Consider the following 23,191-nt stretch of genomic DNA (forward strand, 5'->3'; position numbering starts at 1 on the left):
CCATACGCCTTTCGTGCGGATGGTATCCTGACGACCATCTCCCTCTTGCCGCGCAGCGGCCCTCTTCGCATGTCCGCGCTCGATTTCCTCAATGGCCGCCTATCCGTCCCTTCGCGCCAACTCGGCGATCCGGCGCCGTCGGCGCAACAACTCGACCGACTCCTCGCCGCGGCGCTGCGCGTGCCCGACCACGGCAAGCTGATGCCGACGCGCCTGCTGCTGATCCGCGGCGCGACGCGCGCGAAACTCGGCGAGGCGCTTGCGACGATTCACCGTCGGATCGAGCCGAACGCGCCCGAGGCGGTGTTCGACAAGGACCGTGAGCGCTTCAATTTCGCGCCGCTGATCGTCTGCGTGATCGCGCGCGTCGACGCGCATCACCCCAAGGTCCCTGCGCAGGAACAGATTCTTTCCGCCGGATGCGTGGCCTACAACCTGCTGCTCGGCGCGCAGGTGCTCGGCTTCGGCGCGCAGTGGCTGACCGGCTGGGCCGCCTACGACCGCGACGCCGCGGCGTTGCTCGGTCTCGCCGCGGACGAGCGCGTGATCGGCTTCGTGCACGTCGGTACGGTGCGCAGGCCCGCCATCGATGGGCCACGGCCGGCACCGGAAGAAGTCGTCGGCGAGTTGACGCTGTAGGGGCGTGGCCTCCGCCCGCTGCGAAACCATGCAGACGCTGCACCTGATCGATTCGAGCCTCTACATCTTCCGCGCCTGGCATTCGCTGCCGGACGAGTTCCACGACGTCGACGGCGCGCCGGTCAACGCCGTGCAAGGCTATACGCGCTTCCTCTGCGACTTCCTCGAACGCGCACGGCCGACGCACGTGCTCGCGGCGTTCGACGAATCGCTCGTGTCCTCTTTCCGCAACGCGATCTACCCCGAATACAAGGCCAACCGCGAACTGCCGCCGCCCGAACTGAAAGTGCAGTTCGCCTACTGCAAGCAGGTCGCCGCGGCCCTCGGCCTCGTCGTGCTCGCCGACGAGCAACTCGAAGCCGACGATCTGATCGGCAGCGCGGTCGAGATGGCGCGCAAACAGAGTTTCCGCAGCGTCATCGTCTCGGCCGACAAGGATTTCGGCCAGCTTGTCGGCCTGCACGACGAGTTGTGGGATTTCTCGAAAAACGAACGCTGGGACGCGCACGGTGTGAAACGACGCCTCGGCGTGCGCCCGGACCAGGTGGTCGACTTCCTCGCGCTGACCGGCGATGCGGTCGACAACATCCCCGGCGTGCCCGGCATCGGGCCGAAGACCGCGGCGACGCTGCTTGCGCATTTCGGCTCTCTCGATGCGCTGCTCGCGCGCATCGAGGAAGTGCCGTATCTGCGCTTTCGCGGCGCGGCTCAGGCCTGTGCCAAGATCAAGGCCCACCGCGAGCAGGCGCTGCTGTCGCAACGCCTGTCGGCTATCGTGCTGGACGCGCCGCTGCCCGGCGGCGTCGACGCGCTGCGCTGGCGCGCGCCCGACCATGCCGCGCTCGACGCGCTGTTCGAGCGCCTGCGCTTCGGCCCGCTGACGCGCTCGCGCTGCCGCCAGCTTGCGCCCGGTGGCGCGTGAATCAACGCGCCGCGCGTCTTCAGTGAGTTGCCGCCGGCTTCTGTTCGGGCTTCGCCGGAGGCGGAATGAATCCCTTCGGCGGCGTCCGCCGCATCTGATCGATTTCTTCCGGCGTGTACTTGTGCACGGGCGGCATCGCGGGCGCCTTCACGTTCCATGCGAACAGAATATTGGTGCGGAAGATGTGCTCGGGCTCGAGCTTGTCCGCATCGGTCAGCACGCCGAGGTCGTTGTACAGCGACTTCTGGCTGTTGGCGATGAAGTAGAGATCGGTACCCGACACCGTTCCGACCGTCGGCAGCCCGAATGCCTCCTGCGCCGCGTCCAGCGGCTGCGCCTGGACGATGCTGCGGCCGTCGTTGCCGAGCCGCAGGCGCATCACGCGCTTGGGCGACATGTCGTTCTGGATCGCGACCAGCGTGCCGTCGTACCAGTACAGGCCGTCGATGCCGCCGAGCGCCAGATGGTCCGGGTTGTAGGCGATATCGAACGGCTTGTCTTGAGCCAGGTCGATGCCGAACAGGCCCAACGCCACATCGGCGAAGTAGAGCGTGCGCCCGTCGCCCGACACGGCGATGCCGCGAATTCCACTCAACGCCGGATTTCCGGCAATGAGCTTGAGTTCGCCTCCGTCGAGCCGGTAGATCTGCTGCACCGCGCCGTCGGCGAGGTAGACCTTGCCGTTCGGATCGACCGTGATGCTCGACAGGATGTGCCGCCCGTCGTCGACCGGCAGCATCGTACGGCGCAGGAATTTGCCGCTGGACAGCGCGAACTCGTAGACACCGGCCTTGCCGACCATGTTCGCATCGAAATGATTGAAATGCGCCACGCCGTTGCTGATCGCATAGAGCTTGTCGTGTCCGGCGTCGACGGCGAGGCCGAACACGGCCATCAAGCCGTTGTTCGCGTCGGCCTTGATGAATTCCTTCACGCCGCCCTTGCCGTCGGCGAGGTAGATGCCGCCGTCGCGCACGCTGCCGACGAGGAACTGCTTGCGCTTCGGATCCCAGGCGATCGATTCGAACAAATGGTCGCCTTTCGGCAGATCGAACGCGACCTTGCCCTCGCCGAACGGCTTGTGATTGTTCTCGAAGGTCTTGACGATGTAATCCCACACCTTGGTGCCGTGCGCTCCCTCGAAGCGCGGATCCTTGCCGACGTCGTAGTAGTAACCCTGGTTGATGAGACGCAACAGCGTGTCGTAGGTCTCCGTCTTCTTTTCCTGGCCGGCGTAGGCCATCGCGAGTTGCAGGCGCAGGTTGCCCGAATTCGGGAACAGTTGGGCTAAGCGCTCCAGCGTCCAGACGAAGTGGTCCGACTCGCCGGCGTCGACGTAGATCTGGCCGAGCTTGCTCAGTGAGCTCGGATCGTGCGACTGCATGATCTGCTCGCGCGTCAGCGCCACGGCCTTCTTCACCAATTCGGCTTTCGCGGCTTCTTCGGGCGTCTGCGGCTTGGCCGGTTCCGCAGCGGGCTGTTCCTGTACTGCGGATGCAGGCTGGGCCTTGTTCGCCTGGTCCGAACCGGACTGGTTGGAACAGGCAGCGAGGGCAAACGCAACGATCAGCGGATAGAATTTCGTTTTCATGGGCATGGGCCGGCAGCGGGCCGCGGGAATACGGCAGGGAAAAGGCGCCGGATCGCGCTTGAGACCACGCGATACGGGCAAAGTTTCTTCACGCCGCCGCAACCGGCGGCAAATCGGGGAATTGTACACGATGGAAAAAACCGAAGTGCTGCACGAAGGCCGCTGGCTGCGCATGCTCAAGCGCGGACGCTGGGAATACGCCGAGCGCACCAATCCCGGCGGCGCGGTCATCGTCGTCGCAGTGACGGACGCGGACTGCGTCCTGTTCGTCGAGCAATGGCGCGAGGCGATCCGCAGCATGACGATCGAAATGCCGGCCGGTCTGGTCGGCGACCTTGCCGGCAACGGCCACGAGTCCGCGATCGAGGCCGCGCAACGCGAACTGCTCGAAGAGACCGGCTATCGCGCCGCGCAAGTCGAATACCTGATGGAAGGCCCCTCGTCCTCGGGGATGAGCAACGAGATCATCGCCTTCGCGCGCGCGCGCGGGCTCGAACGCGAGCATGCGGGCGGCGGCGACGGCACCGAAAACATCGTCGTGCACGAGGTGCCGCGCGCGCAGGCGCCGCGCTGGCTCGTCGCGAAGATGCGCGAGGGCTATTCGATCGACCCGAAGCTGTTCGCCGGGCTTTACTTCCTCGATCACGGCGAGACGTTGTTCCGCTGACGGGCTCGTCATCCGCGCGGAAGCGGGAATGGCGGCAGGAATTTCTATTTCGCTTCGAGCTTGTTGCCGCGCTTCACGCCGGCAAGCTCCACCTCGCCCGCCGGCACGATGCGATAGCGCACGCGCACCGTGCCGATCTGCGGGTGCGCCGCGTCGCCGCCCGCGTAAAGCACGCCGTCCACCACGCTGAACGTCGCCGCGAGGTTGGGCGGCAGTGCGCTTTCCTTGACCGGATAGTCCTTCGCAGCCTGCGCATCGAGCAGCTTGGGATCGACGACGAGATCGCCGAGCCGGATCTCGCCGGCGACAAACCGCGCGTCGGCGAATGGCGCGGGGGGATTCTCATGACCCGCCGGCGCGCGGAACCGGCCCGAGTCGACGCGCCCCGGCGACCAGGACTTCTCGTACGAGCACGCGCCGCCGTCCAGCTCGCAGCGCTCGTGCCATTGATACATTTCCACAACGCGCAAAAGCACGGCGGCATCGGCGGAAACGCCGATCCGTGCGTCGCGCGGCGGGCGGCGCACGACCAGCTTGCCGCCGACTTTCGCAGCAACCGCGGCATCGGCGCCGGATGGCGGGGGACCCGCGCTCGGCGCGGGCGCCGGCAATTCCCTGGCGATCGTCGCCACGGCCGCCGGCACGCGCGCACGGTGCTGCCATGCCCACATGCCGGCGAGCGCCAGCAGGATCAGCGCGACCCAGAGCGCGATCCCGCCCGGCGAAACCTTCGATTTGCGTTTGCGTGCCATCTAAAGAAAATGCAGCGAACTTCGAACGTGGCCCATGTCATTTCACCACGGCGCCGCCCGAGGTCTGGCGCGGATCGGTGCCGGCGTGGAGCTTGCCGGTCTTGAGGTCCCAGCTCACCGCATTCATGAAGCCCCAGGTACGCTCGGACTCGCTGACCTTGTGTCCCATCGCTTCGAGCGCTTTCACCTCGTCGGCACTGAAAGTCCCCTTTTCCGCCGAGATCACGTCGGGCAGATATTGATGGTGATAGCGCGGGTTGCCGACGAATTTCTCCGGCGTCTCGCCGTCGACGAAGGCGAGGATGCCCTCGAGCACCATCGTGATGATGCGGCTGCCGCCCGGCGTACCGATCACACCGATGCGATCGGCGCCGACGACGAAGCTCGGTGACATCGACGACAACGGCCGCCGCCCCGCGGCCGGCGCGTTCGCATCGTTGCCGACCACGCCGTAAACATTGGGCTTGCCGGCAACGAGGGCGAAGTCGTCCATCTCGTCGTTGAGCAGGAAGCCCGTGCCCGGCACGACCATGCCGGAGCCGAAGACGAAGTTGACCGTCTGCGTCGCCGAGACCCTGTTGCCGTCCTTGTCGATGATCGAAAAATGCGTCGTGTGCGGTCCCTGCGGCGGCGTCATGTACGGTGGCAGCAGGTCGCTCGGCGTCGCCTTGTCGGGATGGATCGTCGCGCGCAGGCCCGCGGCATAGAACGGGCTCGCCAGTTCGTCGAGCGGCATCTTGACGAAATCGGGATCGCCCAGGTACTGCGCGCGGTCGCGGTAGGCGCGGCGCATCGCTTCGACGATCAGATGCGTGCGGTGCACGCGGTCGAGCTTGGCGAAGTCGTAGCCGGAGAGGATGTTGAGCATCTCCTCGATCGCGATGCCGCCCGAAGACGGGGGCGGCGCGGTGACGATCTGCCAATCCTTGTACCTGAACGAGATCGGTTCGCGTTCCTTGACCTGGTAACTGGCAAGATCATCGAGCGACCAGCGGCCGCCCTTGGCCTTCACGTCATCGACCAGCTTCGCGGCGAATTCGCCGTGGTAGAAGCCTTCGTTGCCGTCGGCGGCGATCCGTTCCAGCGTCCTGGCGATATCGGGATTCTTGAAAATCCAACCCGCCTTCGGCACGCCGCCATGGTCGAGGAACAGCGCGGCCGAGGCCGGATAGCGCTCGAAGATCGGCTTGCGGTAGCGCACTTCGTCGACGAAGCGCTTGTCGACCGCGAAGCCCTTGCGCGCGATGCGAATGGCCGGCGCCATCGACTTCGCCAGCGGCAGCTTGCCGTACCGCTGCGCCAGCCAGACCAGGGCCGCCGGCTCGCCCGGAATCGCCGCCGACAGCGGACCGTTGAGCGAATGGTCGGTGTCGAGATCGCCGTTCGCGGCGAGATAGTCCTTCGGATCGACCGCGGCCGCCGATGTCTCGCGCGCGTCGACGAAAACGTCCTTGCCGTCGCTCGCGCGATGCAGCAGGAACATGCCGCCGCCGCCGATGCCCGAACTCTGCGGCTCGACCACCGACAGCGCCGCGGCGACCGCGACCGCGGCGTCGAACGCATTGCCGCCCTGCGCAAGCGCCTCGAAGCCGGCCTCGGTGGCGAGCTTGTGCGCGCTCGCGATCGCGGCATGGCCCGGCCTGGCGGTCGCCTCGGCCTGCTGCGGCCCGGCCGCCTGCGCGCTCGCGGCCACGGCGAGCAGCACGAAGGAAAAAGTATACAAGATACGTCTAGGCATTATTCGGCTCCGGCTTCTCCGCCCGATCCGCGGTCAGCTCGTGGTATTTTTCAAGCAGGGTTTCGCGCGACTCGACATGCGCCGAATCGACGATGATGCATTCGACCGGGCACACCTCCACGCACTGCGGCGTGTCGTAGTGGCCGACGCATTCGGTGCAGCGCGAGGGGGCGATCTCGTAAATGACCGCGCCCAGCGATATCGCCTGGTTCGGGCAGACCGGCTCGCAGACGTCGCAGTTGACGCAGGTGTCGAGAATCTTGAGGGACATGTATTTTGCTCTCGTCCCTGATCGCGAAGCTCATAAAGCGGACATCCCTGTCCGCGCTTTTTCGATCAACACAAGCCGCATCGCCCGGGCAGCTCGGCACGCCAACCGCGCTACGCACTCCCGGACCGAGTCGTCACTTCAATTCGGCGAAGTAATACGTCGCACCCACCCTTTCGATCTCCGGCTTGACGCGCTCGGAATCGGCCGGCGAGCCGATGAACAGGATGTACACGCCTTTGAGCGAGCCGTCCTTCGCATCCTTGAAGGCTGCGACCACCGTGTCCGCCGTGAAGGTCGAGCTCGGGCCGCCGAAGGCCATGAACGCGCCCGGCAGCACGCCGCGCTGGACCGTGGTCTGGATGTTGTCGAGCGCATTCGCGCGATCGGTCTTGGCTGCGTCGTCGTCGCCGGCCGGAATGTAGTAGACGTACGGATGGTTGGTCTTCACCGTCGCCGAGTTCTCGCGCAGGAACTTGGTGACCGTCGCCTTGAAGTACGGCGCCCATGCCGCCTTGTCGATCGTGTCCTTAGGCATCACCAGGGCGGCGGCTTCCTTCGCCAGCGCCTCGGCCTTGGCGGCGGCTTCTGCGGCCTTGGCCTTGTCCTCCTCGCTCGGGCCACAGGCGGAAAGCAGCAGCGCGGCGGAAAGCGCGAGCACCATGCGGAAAGTATACTTTTTCATTTTGTCTCCCTATCAGGTCGTTGGCGGAAATTTTTCGCAAGTCAGCCGTTGCCGAAGCGCTTGCGCAGCGCGTGCTGCACGGCCGGATGGACGAAGCCGGACACGTCGCCGCCGAGCCGCGCGATTTCGCGCACCAGCGAGGACGAGATGAAACTGTACTGCTCCGCGGGCGTGAGGAACAGGGTCTCGGCGCGCGGAATCAGGTGCCGGTTCATGCTCGCGAGCTGGAATTCGTATTCGAAGTCCGATACCGCGCGCAGGCCGCGCAGGATCACGCCGGCGCCGACCTCCTCGACCAGGTGCGCGAGCAGCGAGGAAAATCCGCGCACTTCGACGTTGGCGACGCCCGCCAACGCCTCGCGCGCGAGCGTGATGCGCTCCTCGAGGCCGAAACCCGGTCCTTTGTTCGGGCTTTCCGCCACCGCGACGACGAGCCGCTCGAACAGCGGCGCGGCGCGGTAAACCAGGTCGATGTGCCCGTTCGTGATGGGATCGAACGTGCCCGGGTAGATCGCGATGCGCGAGCGTTCGGCGGGGATGGGCTTGTTCGGCATGGATGGCGTGCGGCTCGGACTGTGCCTTCAACTTCCCGCAAGCTTATCCGATCGGCGATACAGCGCATAGCGCGTCGCGCCCGCGCGGCCTGCGCGATGCGACTGCCAGGTCGACGGCAGGCTCAAAGTCCGTTCGGCGGCCGACTCGACGTAAATCAGCGCATGCGGCGACAGCCATTCGTTCATTTCGACCAACCGCGCCGCTTCGTCCCACAGATTCGACGCGAACGGCGGATCGAGGAAGACGATGTCGCAGGGCCGTCTTGCGGCCTCGCCGAGCAGCGCCAGCGCGTCGGCGTTGCGCACATGCCCATTCTCCTGCCTGAGCCGGGCGAGATTGTCGCGCAACGCCTGTGCGAGTCGCGCATCGCGTTCGACGAAGTCGACGCGCGCCGCACCGCGCGACAGCGCCTCGATGCCGAGCGCGCCGGTGCCAGCGAAAAGATCGAGGCAGTGCGCGCCGCCGATGTACGGCGCCAGCCAGTTGAACAGCGTTTCGCGCACGCGGTCGGGCGTCGGCCGCAGGCCATCCAGATCGGCCACGGCCAGCTTCGAACCGCGCAGATCGCCGCCGACGATGCGCAGCTTGCCGGGAGCGGAATGACGGTGCGGTGCTACCATTCGCCGATTGTCGTCGAATTTTGCGCGGACATGTTCAAGCTGTGGAAGAAAAAAGAGCGGGATGCGGGACTTGGGGCTGCGGACCCGGAAAGAACCGAAACATCGACCGATGCGTCGGCTTCCGATCTCGCCCCTGCCCCCCCGCTCCTCGCGCCCGCCAAGAAGTCGTGGCGCGAACGCCTCGCCGGGAGCGTCTTCAACCGCAGCATCGCCGGCCTGTTCGCGCGCAGGCCGAAGCTCGACGATGCGTTGCTCGACGAACTCGAAACGGCGCTGCTCGGCGCCGACGTCGGCGTGGCCGCGACGACGGCGCTCGTCGAGGACCTGCGCCGCCGCATGGACAAACGCGAGTTCGCCGATGCGGACGCGCTGCTCGACGCGCTGCGCGACGACCTCGTCGCATTGCTTCGGCCCGTCGCCGAGCCGCTGCGCATCGAAGCCGCGAAAAAACCGTTCGTCATTCTCATGGTCGGCGTCAACGGCGTCGGCAAGACGACGACGATAGGCAAGCTCGCGCATCGTTTCCAGGCGCAAGGCCACGACGTCGTTCTTGCCGCCGGCGACACGTTCCGCGCAGCCGCCGTCGAGCAGTTGAAGACCTGGGGCGAGTGCAACGGCGTGCCCGTCGTCGCGCAGGGTTCGGGCGCCGACTCGGCCAGCGTGATCTTCGACGCGCTGCAATCGGCGCGCTCGAAGCAACTCGATGTATTGATCGCCGACACGGCCGGGCGCCTGCACACGCAATCGGGCCTCATGGACGAACTCGCCAAGATCCGCCGCGTGCTCGGCAAGCTCGACGCCGAAGCGCCGCACGAGGTGCTGCTCGTGATCGACGGCACCACGGGCCAGAATGCGGTCAACCAGACGCGCCAGTTCCGTGCCGCGATCGGCGTCACCGGCCTCGTCGTCACCAAGCTCGACGGCAGCGCCAAGGGCGGCGTGGTGTTCGCGCTGGCCAAGGAATTCGGCCTGCCGATCCGCTTCGTCGGCCTTGGCGAAACCGCCGAGGACTTGCGCGAATTCGAACCCGCCGCGTTCGTCGACGCGCTGCTACCCACGAACCTCGGCAACGACGAAGCCGCCGCGACGTGAGCGACGATTTCGCCCCGCGCCTGCTGCGCTGGTTCGAGGCGCACGGCCGCCACGATCTGCCCTGGCAGCATCCGCGCACGCCGTACCGCGTCTGGCTCTCGGAAATCATGCTGCAGCAGACCCAGGTCGCGGCGGTCGTTCCGTACTTTCTGCGCTTTGTGGAAAAGTTGCAAAATACACAAATGCTCGCCGCCGCGCCGCAGGACGACGTCTACGCGCTGTGGTCCGGCCTCGGCTACTACAGCCGCGCGCGCAACCTGCATCGCGCCGCGCAGATATGTGTCGAACGCCACGGCGGCGAGTTGCCCGACGATTTCGACAGCTTGTCGGCTTTACCGGGCATCGGCCGCTCGACCGCGGGCGCGATCCTCGCGCAGGCATTCGGCCGGCGCTGCGCCATTCTCGACGGCAACGTCAAACGCGTGCTCGCGCGCTTTCACGGCGTCGAAGGATGGCCCGGCGAAAAAGCCACGGAGAACCGCCTCTGGCAACTGGCCGACGCGCATACGCCGCACGAACGCGTCGCCGACTACACCCAGGCGATCATGGATCTCGGCGCCGGCATCTGCGTGCGCGCCAAACCGCGCTGCGGCGCGTGCCCGCTGCACACGGACTGCATTGCGCATCGCAAAGGCCTTACCGCCGCCCTGCCAACGCGCAAGCCCGCAAAAGCGCGACCGACGCGCCGCACCGTCATGCTCGTGCTGCGCGACGCGCACGGCCGCCTGCTGCTCGAACGGCGCGCGCCGGTCGGCGTCTGGGCCGGCCTGTGGAGCCTGCCCGAGGCCGCCGACGAAACCGCCGCGCGCGGCGACGTTGCCCGCGCGCACGGCATCGACGCGAACGCGATCGCCTTTCGCGCGCTGCCGCCGTTCGTGCACGGTTTCAGCCACTACCTGCTCGACGTCACCCCGCTCGCACTCGACCTCGAACCCGCGAACGTCGTGGCCGACGCCCCCGACAAACGTTGGCTGCGCCCGTCCGACGCCGCCGCGCTCGGCCTGCCCGCGCCCGTGCGCAAGCTGATCGAATCCCTTGACTGAAGCCGAAGGCCCGCCATGTCCCGCACCGTCCACTGCATCAAGCTGCAACGCGAAGCCGAGGGCCTCGCCTACGCGCCCTGTCCCGGCGAACTCGGCAAACGCATTTTCGAGCACGTGTCGAAGGAAGCCTGGGCGCAGTGGCTCGCGCACCAGACCATGCTGATCAACGAAAACCGCCTCTCGCCGCTGGATCCGACCGCACGCAAGTTCCTCGAAGCCGAGATGGAGAAATACTTCTTCGGCGAAGGCTCGGCGGCGCCGCGGGGTTATGTCCCGTCCGCGCATTCGTAGCAGCCGCGCGATCCGTCGGGCAGAATCATCCGCGCGACCGCGCAACATCCGCAATTCAAGCAATACGCAAAGGAGCCGCCATGGCCCACTACCGCATCGAACACGACAGCATGGGCGAACTCAAGGTGCCCGCCGCCGCGCTATGGGGCGCGCAGACGCAGCGCGCGGTCGAGAATTTTCCGGTTTCCGGGTTGCGCATGCCGCGCGAGTTCATCCGCGCGCTCGGCCTGATCAAGGCAGCGGCGGCCCAGGCGAACGGCGACCTCGGCCATCTCGCGAAGGCCAAGGCCAAGGCGATCCGCAAGGCGGCCGAACGCGTGGCCGCGGGCGAGTTCGACGCGGAGTTTCCGATCGACGTGTTCCAGACCGGCTCGGCGACCTCGTCGAACATGAACGCGAACGAGGTGATCGCCCATCTGGCCTCGACCGGGAATCTGAAGGTCCATCCCAACGACGACGTCAACATGGGCCAGTCGTCGAACGACGTGATTCCGACCGCGATCCACGTCAGCGCGGCGCTGGCGGCCGGGGAAAGATTGTTGCCGGCGTTGAAGCATCTGCAGAAGACGATCGACCGCCGCGCGAAGCAGTTGAACAAGGTCGTCAAGACCGGCCGCACGCATCTGATGGATGCGATGCCGGTGACGTTCGGCCAGGAAATGTCGGGCTGGTCGGCGCAGGTCGCCTCGAACGTCGCGCGCATCGAGAGCGCGCTGGCGCGCGTGCGCGCGTTGCCGCAGGGCGGCACGGCGGTCGGCACGGGCATCAACGCGGACGCGAAGCTCGGTCCGATGATCTGCCGGGAACTGGGCCGCGCGACCGGCGTGCGCTTCGTCCCGGCGAAGAACCTCTTCGAAGGCCTGTCCTCGCAGGACGCGGCGGTCGAGCTGTCCGGCCAGCTCAAAACGCTCGCCGTATCGCTGATGAAGATCGCCAACGACCTGCGCTGGATGAACTCGGGGCCGCTCGCCGGCCTCGGCGAGATCGAGCTGCCCGCGTTGCAGCCGGGTTCGTCGATCATGCCGGGCAAGGTCAATCCGGTGATTCCCGAGGCCACCGCGATGGTCGCCGCGCAAGTGATCGGCAACGACGCGACCATCGCGGTCGCGGGCGCGAGCGGCAACTTCCAGCTCAACGTGATGCTGCCGGTGATCGCGTACAATTTGCTGCAGAGTATAGAAATTCTCGGCGCGGCCTCGCGCCTGCTCGCCGACCGCGCGATCGCGGGATTCAAGGTGCGCCGCGACCGCATCGGCGAAGCGCTCGCGCGCAATCCGATCCTCGTCACCGCGCTCAATCCGGTGATCGGCTACGAGAAAGGCGCCGCGGCGGCGAAGCGCGCGTACAAGGAAGGACGGCCGATTCTCGACGTGGCGCTCGAGACGGCGGGGCTGTCGAAGGCGGAGCTGGTCAAATTGCTCGATCCGGCTGCGCTGACGCGCGGTGGCGTGCACGGCGGATCTGCCGGAGGGTAAAACGATCCACACTCTCCGGTACGCGTCGGTTCCGCGGGCGAGGACGCGCCACGAACTCCCGTGCGTCAGACCGAGGTTTCGATGCGGCGGCGGCGGAAATGGATCGCGGCGGCGATCAGTCCCGCGCCGGCGGCGGCGCCGATCCAGAGATCGGGGGAAGCCAGTGCGTCGAGAATGCGATCCCAAGTCAACACGGCGTTCACGAGATCGAACTTGCCCAGCGAGATGTCGATGTCGCCGCCACTGGCGAGGGAGCGCAACGTGCCGTCGCCGCCGGTGCCGAACCATCCGCCCGGAACGACGCCGAACAGGATGCGCGCGACGATGTTCCTCCAATACCACGAACTCGGGATCGAGAGCCGCTGCAGCAACTGGGTGAAGCCCAGGATCGCGCCGAACGCGACCGGCAACGCAACCGCCCACAGGAACGGCTTGGAGCGCGCGAACGCCGAGCACAGCAGCAGCCAGCCGACCGTCGGCAGCGCCCACAACGCATTGACCGGAATCAGCAGGACCAGCTTGATCCACATCGACACCAGCGGCGCCGGATTCCACAGCAGCGGCAGAGGATTGACGCCGTGCAAACCGGCATAGGCGCTGATCAGGACGAGGAAGGCGAGATGCAGCGCGATCGTCGCCGCGATCGCGAGCAGCGGCGCGACGAGCACCGCCGCGACGATCTTGGACAGCACGGTATCGAGATCGGATATCGGCAGCGATTTCCAGAACAGCACGCTGCGGTCGCGGCGGTCGTCGTAGAGGGCGCCGAGCAGGTAGAAGAACACGACGAACGACAATATCGCCATGATCGGAATCGACAGACCCATCAGGCCCGTGGTCAAGCCCGCGTTGAAGTGCGCGATCTGCTCGGGCGTCATGTTGCGCGAGATCATGTCGAGGTTCATGTTGCTCAATTTCACGCCGTTCCGCGCCGCCGTGGTTTCGGCGACGATCAGGCTGAGCAGGGTGATGCCGACGATCACGCCGCCCGCGATCAGCGGCGCCCAGAAAAAGCCGCCGCGGTGTTCCCAGTATTCGCGCCGCAGCAGCCACAGGAAGGTCCGCACGGGGTTCGGTTTCGTCGTCGTCGCTTGCGTGTTCATGCGTAGGCCCCCTTCATCGTCGCGACGAACAGGTCGGCGACGCTGGGCTTGTGCAGTTCGCCGAGTTCGGCAAGACGCTTCTGCTCGACGCCGTCGAACAGGAACACGGTCTTGCCGAAGATGGCGCGCTCGTTGAGCGGTTTGAGCGCGCGCGCGACCTCGATCTTGTCGGGGCCGACCATGACCTCGGTATAACGTTCGGCGATCTCGTCCATGCTCGCGTTGACGACCAGTTTTCCGTCCTTGATGAAGATGAGATCGGTGAGGATGTGCTCGATCTCCTCGACCTGGTGCGTGGTGACGAGAATGGTCTTCTCTTCGTCGAAGTAGTCGTTGAGCAGGCTCTGGTAGAACTCCTTGCGGTAGAGGATGTCCAGGCCCAGGGTCGGCTCGTCGAGCACGAGCAGCTTCGCGTCGATCGCCATGACGAGGGCGAGGTGCAATTGCACGATCATGCCCTTGGACAGTTCGCGCACGCGCTGGCCCGGCCGCAGCTTGGTGCGGGCGAGGAAGGCCAGGCACTTCTCGCGCGAGAAGCGCGGATGCACGCCGGCGACGAAATCGACCGCCTCGCTCACCCGCAACCAACGAGGCAGTACCGCGACATCGGCGATGAAGCAGACCTGCTGCATCAGTTCGGTGCGCCGCGTGCGCGGATCGAGTCCGAGCACGGACAGCTCGCCTTCGAACTCGGCGAGGCCGAGGATGGCTTTGAGCGCGGTGGTCTTGCCCGCGCCGTTCGGGCCGATCAGGCCGACGATGCGACCGGCGGCGATGTCGAAATCGACGTGGTCGAGCGCGACCGTGGCGCCGTAGCGCTTGGCCAGCCCGCGCGCACGGACGATGGTCGTGGAGGTGGTGGCGCCTGCGTCATTCATGCGACGTGCCGTTCATGTTCTTCGTGGTGTCGAGCAAGGTGGAAAAATCGAGGCCGAGCCGGTTCAGGCGCTCGCGCAGCGCGGGCCACTCCTCGCGCAGGAAGCGCTCGCGCTCGCTGCGCAGCAGCGCCTCGCGTGCGCCCTCGGCCACGTACATGCCCAGGCCGCGGCGCTTCTCGACGAGATGGTCGTCGACGAGTTCCTGATACGCCTTCGACACGGTGATCGGGTTGAGCTGGAAATCCGCCGCGACCTGGCGTACCGACGGCAGCGCATCGCCGTGCTTGAGCACGCCGTCGAGGATCATCGCCACGACGCGGTCGCGCAATTGGCGGTAGATCGGACTGTTGTCGTTCCAAGTAACGCTCATGGGGATGCCTTGCGTATTCCCGTGCTCACTTGCCGTGGGTCAGGACCTTGCCGAACGAATAGTAGGGCATGTCGAGACGCAGGCGGTGCGGCTCGGCGACCGCACGCACCAGCAGGCCGTGCTCGTCGTCGTCTCCGACCTGGACGACCGCGGTGGCGCGCAGCGCGGCGGCGACTTCCTCGGCATCGGGCTGCACGACGATCGGCGCGAAAACCTGGATGCGGTCGCTGGGGTCGAGGCGCGCCGCGAGCGCCTCTTCCTCGCTCGCGTAGACATGGACCGTCGGCAGCACGGACAGCGCAGGCGCGACCGGTTGCGCGGCGACGTTCTCCACGACGTCCGGGCGAACGGTGACGGTGCCGAGGGTCACGGTCGGCCGCGTGGCCGTGGCCGGGTGGGACACCGGCCGCGACTCCAGCGCCGTGGCGCCGAGAACGACGGCACCCGTCAGCGCGAGCAGGCCAAGGCGGATCAAGGGAGTGGAGGTGTTCATGGTCGTCTCCGTGGTGACGTTGTGAGTCGATGAAGTGGTGTTGTATGTAACTATAACACTAAATCACGAGATGTCAACAGGGAATTGGAAAATTTTTTGGAGGCGTTCTTTTGCCGGTCCCCGCAAGCTGGAAATGGGGGGCGCATCGGCATTTGTTTGTCCGTCATTGCCGCGCAGGCAGGAACGACGAACAACAGTCCAGCGCGATCGAATGATGTCTATCGCGCGAAGAGCGCGAAAGTCGTATCTGCGGTTCCTGCCCCGCGCAATCAGGCCGCTTCGGCCTGCTCCAGTTCCTGCTGCGCGGCCAGCCAGGCGTCTTCGAGCCGGCCGATCTCGGCGGCCATCGCGCTCGACTTGCGGCTCAGTTCCAGCATTTGTGCCGTTGCGGCGACGGCGTGGAATTCGGGATCGGCCAGCTTCGCCTCGAGCGTGCGCTTGTCGTTGTCGAGCGCGGCCATGCGCCGCTCGATCTCGGCGAGCTTTTTGCGCAGCGGAGCGATCCTGGCGCGCGCGTCGGCGCGCTCGCGACGTTGCCCATCCTTGCTTTTCGGCGCCGGAGGCGATGCGGCGGAGGCGGGTTCCGCATTCGCGCGCTGGACGAAGCGCGCGTAGTCGTCGAGGTCGCCATCGTAATCGGCGACGCGGCCGCCGCCGACATGGAGCAACGTCGTACAGCAGATGCGGATCAGCGCGCGGTCGTGCGAGACGAGCACGACCGCGCCAGTGTAATCGTTGAGCGCTTCGGTCAGCGCCTCGCGCATGTCGAGGTCGAGGTGGTTCGTCGGCTCGTCCAGCAGCAGCAGGTTCGGCCTCTGGTAGACGGTGAGCGCGAGGCACAGCCGCGCTTTCTCGCCGCCCGAGAACGGCGCCACCGGTTCCAGCGCGCGGTCGCCGGCGAAGCCGAAGCCGCCGAGGAAATCGCGCGCGCCGCGTTCGCCCAGGCCCGGATCGAGGCGCAGCAGATGTTCCACCGCGGTCGCCTTCGCATCGAGCTGTTCGAGCTGATGCTGCGCGAAGTAGCCGATCTTGAGGTCGCGCGCGGCGATCACCTCGCCCGCGAGCGGCGCGAGTTGACCGGCGAGCACCTTGATCAGCGTCGACTTGCCCGCGCCATTGGCGCCGAGCAAAGCGATGCGGTCGCCGGGGACGAGGCTGAGCTTGATCCGGTCGAGTACGATTCGCTCGCCGTAGCCGGCCGCGACCTCGTCGAGGCGCAGCAGCGGATCGGGCATCGCCGCGGGCTCGCGGAATTCGAAGCGGATCGTCGAGGCCGCGCGTACCGGCGCGATGTCGACCATGCGTTCGAGCGCCTTGATCCGGCTCTGCGCCTGGCGCGCGCGGGTCGCCTGCGCGCGGAAGCGATCGACGAACCTTTGCAGGTGCGCGCGCTCGCGCTGCTGCTTTTCGTACATCGACTGCTGCTGGGCCAGTCGCTCGCAGCGCTTGCGCTCGAAGCCGGTCAGGTTGCCGGCGAACAGTTCCACGCGCTGCTCGGCGATGCTGAGCATGTGCGTGGCGACCGCATCGAGGAATTCGCGGTCGTGCGAGATCACGAGCAACGTGCCGGTATACTTTTTCAGCCAGCCTTCGAGCCAGATCACCGCGTCGAGGTCGAGGTGGTTGGTCGGCTCGTCGAGCAGGAGCAGGTCGGAGCGGCACATCAGCGCCTGCGCAAGGTTGAGGCGCATGCGCCAGCCGCCCGAGAAGTCGCGCACGTTGCGCGCCTCGTCGCCCGGCCCGAAGCCGAGGCCGTGCAGCAGCGCGCCGGCGCGCGCGCGCGCGGCGTAGCCGTCGATCGCGAGCAGGCGCTCGTGCAGATGCGCCAAGCGCATGCCGTCGTGCGCCGCCTCGGCGGCGGCGAGGTCGCGTTCGATCTGGCGGAACTCCCCGTCGCCGTCGAGCACGTAGTCGAGTGCGCTGACGTCGAGCGCTTCGACTTCCTGCCTGACCCAGGCCAGCGTCCAGTTTTTCGGCCGCTCGAAATGACCCGCGTCGGGCTGCAAGTCGCCCGCGACCAGCGCGAGCAGCGAGGATTTGCCCGCACCGTTGCGCCCACTGATGCCGCAGCGCCAGCCGGCGTGCAACTGCAGGGTCATGGATTGGAACAAAAGCAGAGGGCCGCGCCGCAGCGCGAGATCGTCGAAACGCAGCATGCGGGCATTGTAAAGGAACGAGGCCGTTCGCTGCGCTCACGCGCGAAGCCGCCCTCTCCTCCTCGCCTGCGCCAACCTGAACGGCGCCGCGCCGTCGCGGAACCCACGCCGCCGCCGCGTGTCGAAGCCCGCATTCATCCATTTGCCTTCGCGGGGTGGGAGCCGCACAATACGCAATCTTTTTCGCGCCGAAGCCCCGGAAACGCGTTTCCGGGCGGACGGCATCTTTTTTCGAGCCAAAGCGGATCGCATCGATTCGCGAGTCACCAGGAGCATACATGACCCAGTTTTCGCGCAAGACCCTGATCGCCGCCGCCATTGCCGGCGCGATGTCCGTTGCGGGCGCCGCGTTCGCGCAGGCGCCGGCCGCCGCCCACGCTGCGCCGGCCGCCAACAAGGCCATCGACGCGAAGTTCAAGAGCGAGAAAGAAAAGTACGGCTATCTCGTCGGCACCAAGGTCGGCGAGAATCTTTCGCAGATCAAGGACGAAGTCGACACCGCCGCCCTGATCGCCGCGCTGCAGGACAGTTTGAAAGGCGTCAAGCCGAAGCTGACTCCCGAGGAACTCAACGAGGTCAACCAGGAGTTCATGCAGAAGCACCAGGCCGCCGCGATGGCCAAGCGCGCCGAGGAAGCGAAGAAGAACCAGGCCGACGGCGACGCTTTCCTTGCCAAGAACAAGACCAAGCCCGGCGTGAAGACCACGGCTTCGGGCCTGCAGTACGAAGTCACCAAGGAAGGCACCGGTCCCAAGCCCAAGGCGACCGACACGGTCAAGGTCGAGTACCTCGGCACCAAGATCGACGGCACCAAGTTCGATGCCTCCGCCGATCACGGCGGCCCGGCGACGTTCCCGCTCAACGGCGTGATCCCGGGCTGGACCGAGGGCGTGCAACTGATGTCGGTCGGCTCGAAGTACAAGTTCTACATTCCGTCCAAGCTCGCGTATGGCGAAAACGGCCCCGGCCCGATCGGCCCGAACGCGACGCTGATCTTCGACGTCACCCTGGTCGGCATCGAGCCGCCCGCGCCTGCCGGCAACGCGAAGACGCCGCAGCCGGTGGAAAAGCCCGCCGCAGCGAAGCAGTAAGCCGCAACGTGTCGGTGTCGACGCAAAAGGCGCGGAGCACTCCGCGCCTTTGTTTTTGCAACCGCCCCTGATCGCGATGATCGGAAAGCGGCCGCCCGTGGCCCCCTTTCCAATACAATCGCGCCCGCGCGATCGTTCCGGATGAGCGAATGAAAATCAGCATCTTCGGCACCGGCTACGTCGGCCTCGTCACCGGTGCGTGTCTGGCCGACGTCGGCAACGACGTGGTCTGCGTGGACATCGACGCGGCCAAGGTCGCGCGCCTCGACGCAGGCGAGATTCCGATCTTCGAACCCGGCCTCGAGGACATCGTCGCCGCGAACCGCGCGAAGAAACGGCTGCGCTTCACCACCGACGCGCGGGCCGCGATCGCGCATGCCGCGATCGTCTTCATCGCCGTCGGCACGCCGCCCGACGAGGACGGCAGCGCCGACCTTTCCCACGTGCTCGCCGTGGCACGCACGATCGGCCGCCATCTGGAACGCCCGACGGTGGTCGTCAACAAGTCCACCGTTCCGGTCGGCACGGCCGACCGCGTGCGCGAGACGATCGCTGGCGAGTTGGCCATGCGCAAGGTCGACGTCGCCTTCGACGTCGTCTCCAATCCCGAATTCCTCAAGGAAGGCGACGCGGTCAAGGACTGCCTGCGCCCTGACCGCATCGTCGTCGGCTCGAACAGCGCGCGCGCGATCGAGCAGATGAAGACCCTCTATGCGCCGTTCAACCGCAACCACGAGCGCATCGTGCTCATGGACGTGCGCTCGGCCGAACTGACCAAGTACGCCGCGAACGCGATGCTCGCGACCAAGATCAGCTTCATGAACGAGTTGGCGAACATCGCCGAGCGCGTCGGCGCCGACATCGAACTGGTGCGCCACGGCATCGGTTCCGATCCACGCATCGGTTATTCGTTCATCTATCCGGGCGCCGGATACGGCGGCTCGTGCTTCCCCAAGGACGTGCGCGCGCTCGAGCGCACTGCGCGCAGCCACGGCTACGAGGCGCGCCTGCTCGGCACCGTCGAGACGGTCAACGATGCGCAGAAGGAAAAACTCTACGAGCTGATCGAACGCCATTTCGGCGGCGCGCCGAACGGCAGGACGATCGCCGTCTGGGGCCTGGCGTTCAAGCCGAACACCGACGACATGCGCGAGGCGCCGAGCCGACGCCTGCTCGAGCAGTTGTGGGCGGCGGGCGCGAAGGTGCGCGCCTATGACCCGGAGGCGCGCGAAGAAGCGAAACGCATCTTCGGGGAGCGCAACGACCTCGTGCTCTGCGACGACCCCGACGCGGCGCTCGCCGGCGCCGACGTGCTCGTCATCGTCACCGAATGGAAGGCGTTCTGGAGCCCGGATTTCGCACGCATCAAGGCGAGCCTGAAAACGCCTGCGATCTTCGACGGCCGCAACATCTACGAACCCGCGGCGGTCGAGGCAGCCGGCATCGCCTACTACGGCATCGGCCGCGGCAGAAGCGTAACGGCGCCGAACAGGGCCGATGCATGAGCGACGCCGCGACATCGTCGATCGAGCAGCGCCTGACCGAGCTCGAAACGCGCCTGACGTTTCTCGACGGTACCGTGCAGAGCCTCGATGCCACGGTGGCCGGGCACGATCGTCTGCTGCTCGAACTGCGGCGCGAACTGGTACGGCTGCGCGAAACGCTGAACGGCATGCAAGCCGCGGGGCAGGACGCGCGCGACGAACCGCCGCCACCTCACTACTGAACGTCATGTCGATCAGGAGCTTCGTTCCCTATTTGATCGCGCTTTCAGTGGCGTCAGGTGCCGTTGCTGCCTCCGTTGGGCGAATTTCATACGCAAGAGAAATTTCGTTCTGTATGCTGTTGACGGGTCTGATGGTGTGCACGGTCGTTTGGCGGCGTGAGAAATCCAAAGTTTTGCGCATGGTCAACTGTGCGGTTTTCGCATCAATCGCCGTTGTCAAATTCGCTTTGGAATTCACGGTCTGGTAGATCATGTCCGAGTCCCTGCGCGATCAACTGTTGAAGTCTGGTCTTGCCGCGAAGCTCAAGGCCGAAACCAAGCCTGCAGCACAGAACAAGCCACGGCAAGGCAGGCATCCGCCGCCGCCAACGAAGCCGGCGCAGAACACCGCCAAACCGCTGCCTGACCCCCGCGAGCCCGACCTCGCCCATGCCTATGCCTTGCGCGCGAAGCAGGAAAAGGACGAACGCGAGACCGCGCAGCGCGAGGCCGAACGCATCGCGCGTGAGAAACGCGAACGCAAGCGCAAGCTTTCCGAACTGCTCGACGGCAAGACGCTCAATTCGGAAGCGGCCGACACGCCGCGGCATTTCCCGCACGGCAACAAGATACGCCGCGTCTATTGCACGGCCGCGCAACTCGCCGAGCTCAACCGTGGCGATCTCGCCGTCGTCCAGCTCGCGGGCCGCTACCTGCTCGTGAAGCGCGAGACCGCGCTCGCGGCGCAGTCCATCGACGCGCAAACGTTGGTCCTGCTCTGCGATCCCGATGCGCCGCCCGAGGACGACGTGCCGCCGGACCTGGTCTGGTAGAACATCCCTTTGCCGAGGCTGCGCAGGCGCAGGTTGCGTTGCAAATCCGCGAGCGGCGCGTTGCTTCGCAGATGCACGCTCACGGCCTCGCCCGGAAGCAGGGTCAACGCGTTGTCGGAAAGCTCGGCATCGAGCGGGCCAGATGTCTGGCCCAGACGGTGAGGCGATAGCCGTCGCCGTCGACCGCAATCTCGCCACGCAAATCCGGATCGGCCAAGGCGAGATTCTTCGTCGCATCGAAATAGACGACGCCGCGCGACAGCGCCGCCCCGTTGTCGAGCAACTCGAACACGGCGATCGTGCGTTTCGGATCGGCGCCGCGCAGCAGGTCGGCGTCGGAGAACCCGCCGAACCCCGTCACGCCCGCTGCCGCGAGCGCGACCGGCTTGCGTTCTTCGCGCAAGACTTTGCCGTCGAGGTCGAGCATCCGCAGGCGCAACGCGGCGGCAACGGGTTCCTGCGTGTCGTTGATCAAACTCACCGTCGTCACGCCTTGCGCCGAACGCAGCGCGGCGACGGCGACATCGGCATAGAACCGCCGCGCATGGAATTGCAGTGCCTTCCATCGGCCGTACCAATCGACGCTCGACCACGACGCGCCGGGCCAGACGTCGTTGAGCTGCCAGTAGAGCGTGCCCATCGTGCGCGGCCGGCTCGCGCGATGGTGCAGGGCCGCGAGTTCGATGCCCTCCGCTTGCATCACCTGGCTCAGGTAGACGAAGTCGGCGAAGTCTTTGGGCTCGCCGTATTCCTCGCGGATGTATTTCAGCAGCCGCGAATTGCCGTCGCCGTAGAGGAATTTCTGATGCGCGCGAATCACCGTCCCGTCGATTTTCATTTCGTCGGACTGCGCGAACGCGGCGACCGTGCGCAGCGACGGCCACGCCTGCAAGCCGTATTCCGACATGAAGCGCGGCGTGACGTCGAGATAAGCCGTGACGGGTTTCGCCGGGCCGCTCCACACCTCCCAGTAGTGGCGGTCGCCGCTGTCGTCGACATCGGGCCGGCCTTCGAGATCGTTGCCCGGCGTGCTCGACCAGTACGGTACGCCGCCGCCGTTCTCGGCGACGACGGCGCGCAGGTCGCGGCCGAACAGCGGCACGTAGCCTTCGTCCCACGCCTTCTTAGCCAGCGCGGGCGCTTCCTTTTCGAGTGTGGTTTTCCAGCCCCAGGTCTGCCAGCCGGCTTCGACTTCGTTGTCGCCGCACCAGAGCACGAGGCTGGGATGATCGCGCAGACGACGCACCTGCTCGCGCGCCTCGGCCAGCACGTTGGCGCGGAACGCGGGATCGTAGGCGGGCGACAGGCCGCCGCCGAACATGAAGTCTTGCCAGACCATCAGGCCCATCTCGTCGGCGAGATCGAAGAATTCGTCGGACTCGTAGTAGCCGCCGCCCCAGTTGCGCAGCAGGTTCATGTGCGCATCGCGCAGGAAACCGGCAAGGCCGGCGGCATCGACGCCGCGGCGCGCGAGTTCGAACAGCAGTCCGCCGACGAAGGCGTCGCCGGCCGCGGTCGTGTCGATCGCGCGCACCTTGAAACTCGGCACGCTGCCGCGGTCCGCGCGTGCGAACCAGCGCAGCGGCGCGTCGCCGTCGGTGACGAGCACGAGACTGGCGCGGCCCTGCCAGAGACGGTCGAGCACGGCTTGCCCGGATGCGCCGGCGAGCGGCGCGGATGTGGATCGATGTGCGCATGCCACAGCGCGGGCCGCCAGTTGAGATCGCAACTGACGATCGCGCCGCAAGCGTGCGCAAGCCGCATGCCCTGCACTGTGGCTTCGGCGATCTCCGCTTCGGTCAGACTGTTCGAGCAGACGTGGAAAATCGCCAGACCGTCGAAGCAGGCATCGCGGAAGTGTTCGCGGCGGAACAGCAGGTCGGCCGCGGGCGGACGATAGAAATGGAAATGCCGTTCGCCGCGTTCGTCGAGCGCGACGAAGGCGAGCGCGGTGTTCGCCGCTCCGGTGCGCGCGTGTACTCGGTGCCGACGCCGGCGCGATGCAGGCTGTCGATGAGAAAGTCGCCGAACATGTCCTCACCGAACATGCCGACGAACTGCGCCTCGCCGCCGAGCCGCGCCACGGCGACGGCGACGTTCGCGGGCGCGCCGCCGGCGAACTGGTGGAAGGCGCGCGGTTCGTCCGCGCCGCTCGCCGGCTTGGCGAGGAAGTCGATCAAGGCTTCGCCGAAACAGGCGATGCGGGTACGTTGTACGCTCATGC

Annotated in this window: 25 protein-coding genes and 1 pseudogene; 11 read left to right on the forward strand and 15 right to left on the reverse strand. The window is 66.5% G+C overall.

Going from position 1 to position 23,191, the window contains the following annotated elements; genetic code table 11:
• The first annotated feature begins 69 nt into the window (after positions 1-69).
• Complete coding sequence (locus tag QM741_RS00315; protein WP_415205775.1) at positions 70-639, forward strand: nitroreductase; 570 nt, start codon at positions 70-72, stop codon at positions 637-639.
• A 28-nt stretch (positions 640-667) separates the two neighbouring features.
• A complete protein-coding gene (locus QM741_RS00320) occupies positions 668-1,561 on the forward strand; it encodes a 5'-3' exonuclease (protein ID WP_415205776.1) in 894 nt (297 codons plus the stop codon).
• A gap of 19 nt (positions 1,562-1,580) precedes the next feature.
• Here QM741_RS00320 and QM741_RS00325 read toward each other — a convergent pair whose 3' ends face one another.
• Entirely contained in the window at positions 1,581-3,152 is a 1,572-nt protein-coding gene (locus tag QM741_RS00325) for a hypothetical protein (protein ID WP_415205777.1), read from the reverse strand.
• 130 nt (positions 3,153-3,282) lie between these two features.
• Between QM741_RS00325 and QM741_RS00330 the strand changes: the two genes are divergently transcribed.
• Entirely contained in the window at positions 3,283-3,819 is a 537-nt protein-coding gene (locus tag QM741_RS00330; protein ID WP_415205778.1) for an NUDIX hydrolase, read from the forward strand.
• 44 nt (positions 3,820-3,863) lie between these two features.
• On the opposite strand, the gene QM741_RS00335 is transcribed toward QM741_RS00330, so the two are convergent.
• The 6 genes from QM741_RS00335 to rsmD all read right to left on the reverse strand — a co-directional run bounded on the left by QM741_RS00335 (position 3,864) and on the right by rsmD (position 8,437).
• A complete protein-coding gene (locus QM741_RS00335) occupies positions 3,864-4,571 on the reverse strand; it encodes a TMEM43 family protein (protein ID WP_415205779.1) in 708 nt (235 codons plus the stop codon).
• A gap of 37 nt (positions 4,572-4,608) precedes the next feature.
• On the reverse strand, positions 4,609-6,309 hold the full coding sequence (ggt, locus tag QM741_RS00340; protein ID WP_415205780.1) for a gamma-glutamyltransferase: 1,701 nt from the start codon (positions 6,307-6,309) through the stop codon (positions 4,609-4,611).
• Positions 6,302-6,580: a YfhL family 4Fe-4S dicluster ferredoxin gene (locus QM741_RS00345; protein WP_415205781.1), complete on the reverse strand. Its 279-nt coding sequence runs from the start codon at positions 6,578-6,580 to the stop codon at positions 6,302-6,304. Before QM741_RS00345 ends, ggt begins: the two co-directional genes overlap by 8 nt.
• Before the next feature lie 133 nt (positions 6,581-6,713).
• Positions 6,714-7,262, reverse strand: a complete 549-nt coding sequence (locus QM741_RS00350; RefSeq protein WP_415205782.1) for a hypothetical protein — start codon at positions 7,260-7,262, stop codon at positions 6,714-6,716.
• 41 nt (positions 7,263-7,303) lie between these two features.
• Positions 7,304-7,801, reverse strand: a complete 498-nt coding sequence (gene coaD / locus QM741_RS00355) for a pantetheine-phosphate adenylyltransferase (protein ID WP_415209043.1) — start codon at positions 7,799-7,801, stop codon at positions 7,304-7,306.
• Positions 7,802-7,843: 42 nt separating this feature from the next.
• Positions 7,844-8,437 (reverse strand): 16S rRNA (guanine(966)-N(2))-methyltransferase RsmD, encoded by a 594-nt coding sequence (gene rsmD / locus QM741_RS00360; protein ID WP_415205783.1) that lies wholly within the window; start codon positions 8,435-8,437, stop codon positions 7,844-7,846.
• A 30-nt stretch (positions 8,438-8,467) separates the two neighbouring features.
• Here rsmD and ftsY point away from each other — a divergent pair, with 30 nt between their 5' ends.
• From ftsY to QM741_RS00380, 4 genes are all read left to right on the forward strand, one after another.
• Complete coding sequence (gene ftsY / locus QM741_RS00365; protein WP_415209044.1) at positions 8,468-9,529, forward strand: signal recognition particle-docking protein FtsY; 1,062 nt, start codon at positions 8,468-8,470, stop codon at positions 9,527-9,529.
• A complete protein-coding gene (mutY, locus tag QM741_RS00370) occupies positions 9,526-10,572 on the forward strand; it encodes an A/G-specific adenine glycosylase (protein ID WP_415205784.1) in 1,047 nt (348 codons plus the stop codon). Before ftsY ends, mutY begins: the two co-directional genes overlap by 4 nt.
• A gap of 15 nt (positions 10,573-10,587) precedes the next feature.
• Complete coding sequence (locus QM741_RS00375) at positions 10,588-10,863, forward strand: oxidative damage protection protein (RefSeq protein ID WP_415205785.1); 276 nt, start codon at positions 10,588-10,590, stop codon at positions 10,861-10,863.
• Positions 10,864-10,943: 80 nt separating this feature from the next.
• Positions 10,944-12,338: a class II fumarate hydratase gene (locus QM741_RS00380; RefSeq protein WP_415205786.1), complete on the forward strand. Its 1,395-nt coding sequence runs from the start codon at positions 10,944-10,946 to the stop codon at positions 12,336-12,338.
• Positions 12,339-12,403: 65 nt separating this feature from the next.
• Here the strand turns inward: QM741_RS00380 and QM741_RS00385 are convergent, their stop codons facing one another.
• The 5 genes from QM741_RS00385 to QM741_RS00405 all read right to left on the reverse strand — a co-directional run bounded on the left by QM741_RS00385 (position 12,404) and on the right by QM741_RS00405 (position 17,338).
• The gene (locus tag QM741_RS00385) at positions 12,404-13,441 is read right to left on the reverse strand and encodes a hypothetical protein (protein WP_415205787.1); all 1,038 of its coding nucleotides are present in this window, start codon (positions 13,439-13,441) and stop codon (positions 12,404-12,406) included.
• Positions 13,438-14,319, reverse strand: coding sequence for an ABC transporter ATP-binding protein (locus QM741_RS00390; protein WP_415205788.1), 882 nt, complete (start codon positions 14,317-14,319; stop codon positions 13,438-13,440). Before QM741_RS00390 ends, QM741_RS00385 begins: the two co-directional genes overlap by 4 nt.
• Positions 14,312-14,689: a GntR family transcriptional regulator gene (locus QM741_RS00395; RefSeq protein ID WP_415205789.1), complete on the reverse strand. Its 378-nt coding sequence runs from the start codon at positions 14,687-14,689 to the stop codon at positions 14,312-14,314. The genes QM741_RS00390 and QM741_RS00395 overlap by 8 nt, the downstream gene beginning before the upstream one ends.
• A gap of 25 nt (positions 14,690-14,714) precedes the next feature.
• A complete protein-coding gene (locus tag QM741_RS00400; protein WP_415205790.1) occupies positions 14,715-15,182 on the reverse strand; it encodes a hypothetical protein in 468 nt (155 codons plus the stop codon).
• Between the two features lie 269 nt (positions 15,183-15,451).
• On the reverse strand, positions 15,452-17,338 hold the full coding sequence (locus QM741_RS00405) for an ATP-binding cassette domain-containing protein (protein ID WP_415205791.1): 1,887 nt from the start codon (positions 17,336-17,338) through the stop codon (positions 15,452-15,454).
• Between the two features lie 278 nt (positions 17,339-17,616).
• Here QM741_RS00405 and QM741_RS00410 point away from each other — a divergent pair, with 278 nt between their 5' ends.
• The 3 genes from QM741_RS00410 to QM741_RS00420 all read left to right on the forward strand — a co-directional run bounded on the left by QM741_RS00410 (position 17,617) and on the right by QM741_RS00420 (position 20,155).
• Positions 17,617-18,429 carry an FKBP-type peptidyl-prolyl cis-trans isomerase N-terminal domain-containing protein gene (locus tag QM741_RS00410; RefSeq protein ID WP_415205792.1) on the forward strand — a complete coding sequence of 271 codons (813 nt, stop codon included), beginning with the start codon at positions 17,617-17,619 and terminating at the stop codon, positions 18,427-18,429.
• 149 nt (positions 18,430-18,578) lie between these two features.
• Positions 18,579-19,934 carry a UDP-glucose dehydrogenase family protein gene (locus QM741_RS00415; protein ID WP_415205793.1) on the forward strand — a complete coding sequence of 452 codons (1,356 nt, stop codon included), beginning with the start codon at positions 18,579-18,581 and terminating at the stop codon, positions 19,932-19,934.
• The gene (locus QM741_RS00420; RefSeq protein WP_415205794.1) at positions 19,931-20,155 is read left to right on the forward strand and encodes a SlyX family protein; all 225 of its coding nucleotides are present in this window, start codon (positions 19,931-19,933) and stop codon (positions 20,153-20,155) included. Before QM741_RS00415 ends, QM741_RS00420 begins: the two co-directional genes overlap by 4 nt.
• Positions 20,156-20,183: 28 nt before the next feature.
• On the opposite strand, the gene QM741_RS00425 is transcribed toward QM741_RS00420, so the two are convergent.
• On the reverse strand, positions 20,184-20,408 hold the full coding sequence (locus QM741_RS00425) for a hypothetical protein (protein ID WP_415205795.1): 225 nt from the start codon (positions 20,406-20,408) through the stop codon (positions 20,184-20,186).
• On the opposite strand from QM741_RS00425, the gene QM741_RS00430 reads away from it, so the two are divergent.
• On the forward strand, positions 20,407-20,967 hold the full coding sequence (locus QM741_RS00430) for a DUF2058 domain-containing protein (protein WP_415205796.1): 561 nt from the start codon (positions 20,407-20,409) through the stop codon (positions 20,965-20,967). The two genes, QM741_RS00425 and QM741_RS00430, sit on opposite strands and share 2 nt — an antisense overlap.
• A 103-nt stretch (positions 20,968-21,070) precedes the next feature.
• Here QM741_RS00430 and QM741_RS00435 read toward each other — a convergent pair whose 3' ends face one another.
• Positions 21,071-22,384, reverse strand: coding sequence for a hypothetical protein (locus tag QM741_RS00435; protein ID WP_415209045.1), 1,314 nt, complete (start codon positions 22,382-22,384; stop codon positions 21,071-21,073).
• Positions 22,385-22,402: 18 nt separating this feature from the next.
• A pseudogene (locus QM741_RS00440) lies at positions 22,403-23,189 on the reverse strand (carbohydrate kinase family protein); the annotation flags it as partial.
• Positions 23,190-23,191: the final 2 nt, after the last annotated feature.

Source organism: Rudaea sp. (assembly GCF_047601565.1).
In the GTDB taxonomy this organism is placed as follows: Bacteria; Pseudomonadota; Gammaproteobacteria; order Xanthomonadales; family Rhodanobacteraceae; genus Rudaea.